The sequence below is a fragment of the Streptosporangium nondiastaticum genome, from assembly GCF_003011965.1.
Lineage (GTDB): Bacteria > Actinomycetota > Actinomycetes > Streptomycetales > Streptomycetaceae > Streptomyces > Streptomyces nondiastaticus.
Map to the genome: position 1 here is coordinate 1 of NZ_PXWG01000209.1, position 7944 is coordinate 7944.

The 7944-nt window shown below is 71.6% G+C and carries 2 protein-coding genes; one reads left to right on the forward strand and one right to left on the reverse strand.

The window, feature by feature from the left end; genetic code table 11:
* The coding region (locus B7P34_RS34050) for a HAMP domain-containing protein (protein WP_223268524.1) at window positions 1-4839 on the reverse strand (4839 nt) is incomplete at its 3' end.
* Between the two features lie 337 nt (window positions 4840-5176).
* Between B7P34_RS34050 and B7P34_RS34055 the strand changes: the two genes are divergently transcribed.
* Complete coding sequence (locus B7P34_RS34055; RefSeq protein WP_106682021.1) at window positions 5177-7831, forward strand: SpoIIE family protein phosphatase; 2655 nt, start codon at window positions 5177-5179, stop codon at window positions 7829-7831.
* The last annotated feature ends 113 nt before the right edge of the window (window positions 7832-7944 follow it).

Here is a 7944-nt window from a genome sequence, read left to right on the forward strand (position 1 = left end):
GGCCGCCCCGCGCGCGGCCGCCTCCGGGCCGGCGCCGGGCAGGCCCGCCTCCATCGCCGTGATGTCCTCGGGGCCGCCCGCGTGCTCGGCGCCGCCCGGCTCGGGCCGGGTGCCCGGCGCGAGCTGCGGATAGCCCTGGGGCGGCAGCTCACCGGCGTTGAGCGGGAGGTAGAGGGTGAAGGTGGAGCCGCGGCCGGGCTCGCTCGCGGCGTGGATCTCGCCGCCGAGCAGCCGGGCGATCTCCCGGCTGATCGACAGCCCCAGGCCCGTACCGCCGTACTTGCGGCTGGTCGTCCCGTCGGCCTGCTTGAACGCCTCGAAGATGACGCGCATCTTGCTGGCCGCGATGCCGATGCCGGTGTCGGTGACCGAGAAGGCGATCACTTCGCCGTCCGGGTCGCGCAGCGAACCGGCCTCCAGGAGCTGCTCGCGGATGGTGTCCGGGACGTCGCCGCCGGCGGGCCTGATGACCAGCTCCACCGCGCCGGTGTCGGTGAACTTCACCGCGTTCGACAGCAGGTTGCGCAGGACCTGCAGCAGGCGCTGCTCGTCGGTGTGCAGCGTGGCCGGCAGCTCGGGCGAGACCCGGACGGAGAAGTCCAGGCCCTTCTCCGCCGTCAGCGGCCGGAACGTGGCCTCCACGTAGTCCACGAGCTGGACGAGCGCGATACGGGTCGGGCTCACGTCCATCTTGCCCGCCTCGACCTTCGACAGGTCCAGGATGTCGTTGATCAACTGCAGCAGGTCCGAGCCCGCCCCGTGGATGGTCTCGGCGAACTCCACCTGCTTCGGCGAGAGGTTGCCGTCCGCGTTGTCGGCGAGCAGCTTCGCCAGGATGAGCAGCGAGTTGAGCGGGGTGCGCAGCTCGTGCGACATGTTGGCGAGGAACTCGGACTTGTAGCGCATCGAGACCGCGAGCTGCTCGGCGCGCTCCTCCAGCACCTGCCGGGCCTCCTCGATCTCCGTGTTCTTCACCTCGATGTCGCGGTTCTGCCGGGCCAGGCGCTCGGACTTCTCCTCCAGCTCGGCGTTGGAGATCTCCAGCGCCTTCTGCCGGTTCTCCAGCTCGGCCGACCGCTCGCGCAGCTGCTCCGTCAGCTCCTGCGACTGCTTGAGCAGGATCTCCGTCTTGGTGTTGACGCTGATCGTGTTGACGCTGGTGCCGATCATCTCGGCGATCTGGTTGAGGAAGTCCTTCTGGATCTGGGCGAACGGCTGGAACGAGGCCAGCTCGATCACCCCGAGCACCTGGCCCTCGAAGAGCACCGGCAGCACGATGACGTGGGCCGGCGGCGCCTCGCCCAGACCGGAGGCGATCTTCAGATAGCCCGGCGGCACGTTCTCCACCAGGATGGTCCGCTTCTCCTTCGCGGCGGTGCCGATCAGCGTCTCGCCCGGCCGGAAGGAGGTGGGCATGGAGCCCATGGAGTAGCCGTACGAGCCGAGCATCCGCAGCTCGTACGCGTCCTCGCCGTCCTCCGCGCCCTGCCCGCCCGGCGAGCCCGTCGGCATCGCCAGGAAGAACGCGCCGTGCTGCGCGGAGACCACCGGCGTCAGCTCGCTCATGATCAGCCCGGCGACGTCGTCCAGGTCCCGGCGGCCCTGCAGGAGGCCGGAGATCCGGGCGACGTTGCCCTTGAGCCAGTCCTGCTCCTTGTTGGCCAGGGTGGTCTCGCGGAGGTTGGCGATCATCGTGTTGATGTTGTCCTGGAGCTCCAGGATCTCGCCGGCCGCGTCCACGTCGATCTTGAGGTTGAGGTCGCCGCGGGTCACCGCGGTGGCGACCTCGGCGATGGCCCGCACCTGACGGGTCAGGTTCCCGGCCATCTCGTTGACCGACTCGGTCAGGTCGCGCCAGGTGCCGTCCACGTCGCGCACCCGCGCCTGGCCGCCCAGCTGCCCCTCGGTGCCCACCTCGCGGGCCACCCGCGTCACCTGCTCGGCGAACGACGACAGCTGGTCCACCATCGTGTTGATGGTCGTCTTCAGCTGGAGGATCTCGCCGCGCGCGTCGATGTCGATCTTCTTGGTGAGGTCGCCCTGCGCGATGGCCGTGGTGACCATCGCGATGTTGCGGACCTGGCCGGTCAGGTTGGAGGCCATGGCGTTCACGGACTCCGTGAGGTCCTTCCACGTGCCGCTCACGCCCGGCACGCGGGCCTGGCCGCCCAGGATGCCGTCGGTGCCCACCTCGCGGGCCACGCGCGTGACCTCGTCCGCGAAGGACGACAGCGTCGTCACCATGGTGTTGACGGTGTCGGCCAGCTGCGCGACCTCGCCGCGCGCCTCGACCGTCACCTTCTTGGTCAGGTCGCCGTTGGCGACCGCCGCCGCGACCTGCGAGATGTTCCGCACCTGGCTGGTCAGGTTGTTGGCCATCAGGTTGACGTTGTCGCTGAGGTCCTTCCAGATGCCGGTGACGTCCCGCACCCGCGCCTGGCCGCCCAGCTGCCCCTCGGTGCCCACCTCGCGGGCCACCCGCGTCACCTGCTCGGCGAAGTCCGAGAGCTGGTCCACCATCGTGTTCACGGTGGTGACCAGTTCGAGGATCTCGCCCTTCGCGTCGACGGTGATCTTCTTCGACAGGTCGCCCTTGGCGACCGCCGTGGTCACCTCGGCGATGTTGCGCACCTGCGACGTCAGGTTGTTGGCCATGAAGTTGACCGACTGCGTGAGGTCCTTCCAGGTGCCGGACACCCCCTGGACCTCGGCCTGGCCGCCCAGGATGCCCTCGGTGCCGACCTCCCGCGCCACGCGCGTGACCTGCTCGGCGAACGACGACAGCTGGTCCACCATCGTGTTGAGGGTGTTCTTCAGCTCCAGGATCTCGCCCCGGGCGTCCACGTCGATCTTCTGCGACAGGTCACCGCGCGCCACCGCCGTGGCGACCTGCGCGATGTTGCGCACCTGCGCCGTGAGGTTGCCCGCCATGCCGTTGACGGAGTCCGTGAGGTCCCGCCACACGCCGGCCACACCGGGCACCTGCGCCTGACCGCCCAGCCGGCCGTCCGTACCCACCTCGCGGGCCACGCGCGTGACCTGCTCCGCGAAGGCGGAGAGCTGGTCGACCATCGTGTTGATGGTGTTCTTCAGCTCCAGGATCTCGCCGCGCGCGTCCACGTCGATCTTCTGCGACAGGTCACCGCGCGCCACCGCCGTGGTCACCTGGGCGATCTGCCGCACCTGCGAAGTCAGGTTCCCCGCCATGAAGTTGACCGAGTCGGTCAGCTCCTTCCAGGTGCCGCTGACGCCGTCCACCCGGGCCTGGCCGCCCAGCCGGCCCTCCGTGCCCACGTCCCGCGCCATGCGCGTGACCTGGTCGGCGAAGGACGACAGCTGATCCACCATGGTGTTCACGGTGTTCTTCAGCTGGAGCATCTCGCCGGAGACGTCGACCGTCACCTTCTGCGAGAGGTCGCCGTTGGCCACCGCCGTGGTCACCTGGGCGATGTTGCGGACCTGCCCCGTGAGGTTGCGGAAAGCGGTGTTCACCGAATCCGTGAGGTCCTTCCACGTGCCCGCCGCCCCCGGCACCGCCGCCTGACCGCCGAGCTCGCCCTCGACCCCGATCTCCCGCGCCACGCGCGTCACTTCGGCACCGAACGAGGACAGCTGGTCGACCATCGTGTTGACCGTGTTCTTGAGCTCCAGCATCTCGCCGGAGACGTCCACGGTCACCTTCTGCCCCAGGTCGCCGTTGGCGACGGCGGTCGTCACCTGGGCGATGTCCCGCACCTGCGTAGTGACGTTGCGGAAGGCCGTGTTCACCGAATCGGTGAGGTCCTTCCACGTGCCCGCGGCCCCCGGCACCTGCGCCTGGCCGCCCAGCCGGCCCTCGGCGCCGACCTCACTGGCCACCCGCGTCACTTCATCCGCGAAGGTGCGCAGCGTCTCCGTCATCTGGTTGATCGTCTCGGCCAGCTGGGCGATCTCGCCCCGCGCGCTGACCGTCACCTTCTGCGACAGGTCGCCGTTGGCCACCGCCGCCGTGACCTGCGCGATGCCCCGCACCTGCGCGGTCAGGTTCCCGGCCATGAGGTTGACCGAGTCGGTCAGGTCCTTCCAGACGCCCGCGACACCGGGCACCTGCGCCTGGCCGCCCAGCTCGCCCTCGGTGCCCACCTCGCGCGCCACGCGCGTGACCTCGGAGGCGAAGGACGACAGCTGGTCCACCATCGTGTTGACGGTGTTCTTCAGCTCCAGCATCTCCCCGGCCACGTGCACCGTGACCTTCCGGGAGAGGTCGCCCTTGGCGACCGCCGTCGTCACGAGAGCGATGTCACGCACCTGAGCGGTGAGCCGTGACGCCATCGTGTTGACGGAATCCGTGAGGTCCTTCCACGAACCCGACATACCGCGCACCCGGGCCTGCCCGCCGAGCTTGCCCTCGGTGCCGACCTCGCTCGCCACCCGCGTCACCTCGTCGGTGAACGCCGACAGCTGGTCCACGAGGCCGTTGACCGTACGCCCCACCTTGAGGAACTCGCCCCGCAGCGGGTGCGCCGCCCCGTCCGCGCCCTGCGAGCGCAGATCCATCCGCTGCTCCAGGTCGCCCTCGGCCACCGCCGACAGCACCCGGCCCACCTCGGACACCGGCCGCACCAGGTCGTCCACCAGCGCGTTCGACGCGTCGATCGCGGCCGCCCAGGCGCCCTCGCAGGCACCCACCTCCAGCCGCTCCGTGAGCTTTCCCTCACGTCCCACGACCCTGCGGACCCTCGCCAGCTCACCCGTGAGCTGCAGGTTCCGGTCCGCGACCTCGTTGAAGACCGCGGCGATCTCGGCCATCACCCCGTCACCGGAGACCGTCAGCCGCTTCCGGAAGTTTCCGTCGCGCATGGCGGACAGTGCCGTCAGCAGCCTGGTCAAGGCCGCCGTGTCCACTTCCGTCGTCCCATTGGCCCGGGACCGTCCGCCCTTCGCGCGCGTGCTCACGCCCCGCGCCGCCGCGCCAGACTCCACCGTGTCCCTCCCGCAGGGTCGATCATCCTCGTCGGGCTTCCACTTCAATCTTTCCCAGTGTTTCACCCCGGCCCGGCCAGGCCATAACAGTTCGGCAGCATCGCACACGGTCCGCGGGCACTCCGAAGGTGGAATCAGCTCGCACCGGCCTCCGCCCGTGCGGTGAAGGTAAGTAACCTGGCATCCGGCCAGGGCAATGGAGGGGCGCTGCGACATGGGCGAGCAGACCGCCGAGACCTACACGAGGAGACCTGTGATCACCGCGCGGGCTGCCGCCACCTTCGAGCCGGTCGGACGCTCGGTCGCCTCCGCCCGAGCCTTCGTCCGGGACACCCTCCAGGGCTGGGGCCATCCCGACATCATCGACGACGCCGTCGTCCTGACCAGCGAGCTCGTCACCAACGCCGTCGTCCACGCGGGCACCGCCGCCGATGTCCTGTGCATGCGCACCGGCACCGGCGTCCGCGTCGAGGTCGCCGACCGCTACCCCGAGCGCGAGGTGCCCCTGCAGAGCTCCGCCCGCCGCATCGGCGGAGTCGACCGCGAAGGCGGCCGCGGCCTGCTGCTCTGCGCCGCCCTCGCCACCCGCTGGGGCGTCGAGTACACCCCCACCCACAAGCAGGTCTGGTTCCAGCTCGACCTTCCCGACCGCCCCGCAGGCACCCGCTCCGCCGGCCCCGCCCTGCCCACCGAGGCCCTGCCCCTGGCCGACCCGCGCGTCCGCGTCGCCGTCGTCCAGCTCGACCGCACCGGCTCCATCACCGGCTGGAACGACGACGCGGCCGCCCTCTTCGGCTTCACCGCCGACCAGGTCACCGGCAAGCCGCTCACCGACTTCGCCGCCTGGCCGCACACCCCCGGCACCTCCACCGGCATCGCCGAGGCCCTGCGCCTGTCCCGCTGGGAGGGCTCCTACGGCATAAGGGGCGCCGACGGCCGCATCACCCCCGTCTACGCCTCCCACCTGCGCGTCCGTGACAACGAGGGCGCGCCCTCCACCGTCTGCCTGCTGGTGCGCGAAGAGGAGCGGGCCGTCCTGCAGAGCCTGCAGCGCTCCGCCCCCGCCCCCGACAGCGGCTCCGCCGACCGGGCCACCGCGGACCCCTTCGAGGTCTTCATCGGCTCCCCCGCCCCCGACGACCTCGACGGCCTCCTGCAGCGCACCGTCGAGCGGGCGCGCGACATGCTCGACGGCGACGCCGCCTACCTCCTCCTGGCCACCGACGACGAGACCGAGCTGGAGGTACGGGCCTCCACCGGCCTGCCGTCCGCCCGCCAGCGCTTCGCCCGCGTCCCCGTCGAGGCCGGCACCGGCCGCTACGGCTCCGCCCGCATGCCCGCCGTCCACGAGGACCTCGCCGTCATCCCCGGCGCCGTGCCCCTCCTCGCCGACACCGGCATGCGCTCCGTCGTCACCGTCCCCCTCAAGGTCGAGGGCCGCCTCACCGGCTCCCTGGGCGTCGCCGCGGAGGCCCCGGGCCGCTACAGCAACGAGGAGGCCCTCCGCCTCCAGTTCGCCGCGGACCGCATCGCCCTGGCCGTCGAGCGCGCCCGCCTCAACGAGCTCGAACGGCTCCGCCGCGGCTCCCTGTCCTTCCTGGTCGAGGCCTCCGACCTGCTCGCCGGCACCCTCGACCGCGACCAGACCCTCGCCCTCATGGCACAGATGACGGTCCCCACCCTGGCCACCTGGTGCGCCGTCTACACCGTCGCCGACCCCGCCTCCGAGCCCGAGCTGTCCTACGTCCTGCACGAGGACGAGGACCGCATCGACGGCCTCAAGACGCTCCTCGGCAAGCTCGCCCCGCCGGACCCGGTCCCCACGCCCGGCGCCCGCGTCTGGGCGGCCCCCTCCGAGGCCGCCCACGCCTCCGCCCTGCGCGGCTCCCTGCGCTCCCTCGGCCTGGCCGACTCCGCCGAGCACCCGGCCGCACCCAGCACGTCCCTCGCCACGGCGGCCGCCGTGGGCGGCGAGACGGTCGTCCTGCCCCTCGTGGCCCGCAACCGCGTCATCGGGATGCTCACGCTCGGCAAGCCCACCGACGACCACTTCCGCCAGGAGATCCTGGAGCTCGCCGAGGACCTGTCGCGCCGGGCCGCCCTCGCCCTCGACAACGCCCGCCTCTACAGCGAGCGCACCGCCATCAGCCAGTCCCTGCAGCGCAGCCTCCTCCCGCCGGAGCTACTGCACGTCCCCGGCGTCGAGGTCGATGTCATCTACCGCGCCGCGGGCGAGGGCAACGAGGTCGGCGGAGACTTCTACGACCTCTTCCCGATCCGCGACGGCGCGTACGGCTTCGCCATCGGCGACGTCTGCGGCACGGGCCCGGAGGCCGCGGCGGTCACCGGCCTCGCCCGGCACGCCCTGCGCCTGCTCGCCCGCGAGGGCTACGGCGGCCCGGCCGTCCTGGAGCGCCTCAACGCCGCCATCCTCGACGAGGGCGCCCGCAGCCGCTTCCTGACGCTGCTGTACGGCGAGCTGCGGCCGCAGGAGGACGGCAGCGCGGTCCTCAAGGTCGTCTGCGCCGGGCACCCGCTTCCGCTGCGCCTGCGCCAGGACGGCACGGTGGAGGCCGCGGCCGACCCGCAGCCGCTGCTGGGCGTCATGGAGGACCTGGAGCTGTACGAGCAGACGGTCACCCTGGAGCCGGGCGACGTGCTGCTGTGCGTCACGGACGGCGTGACCGAGCGCCGCGAGGGCACGCGCATGCTCGGCGACGACGGCCTCACGGACCTGCTGACGACGTGTACGGGTCTGACGGCGGGTGCGGTGGCCGCGCGGGTGCTGCGAGCGGTCGAGCGCTTCGCCGCCGAGCCGGCGTCGGACGACATGGCGATTCTCGCGATGCGGGTGCCGGAGCTGCAGTGAGGGAATGGGGGCCTCCGGCTCGGGTTACCGGGTGGGGACCTTGTGGACGGTGGTGTCGTCGGGGTTCAGCCGTCGTCCGTCCGCGGACAGCACTTCCACCGCACGGAGAGGCT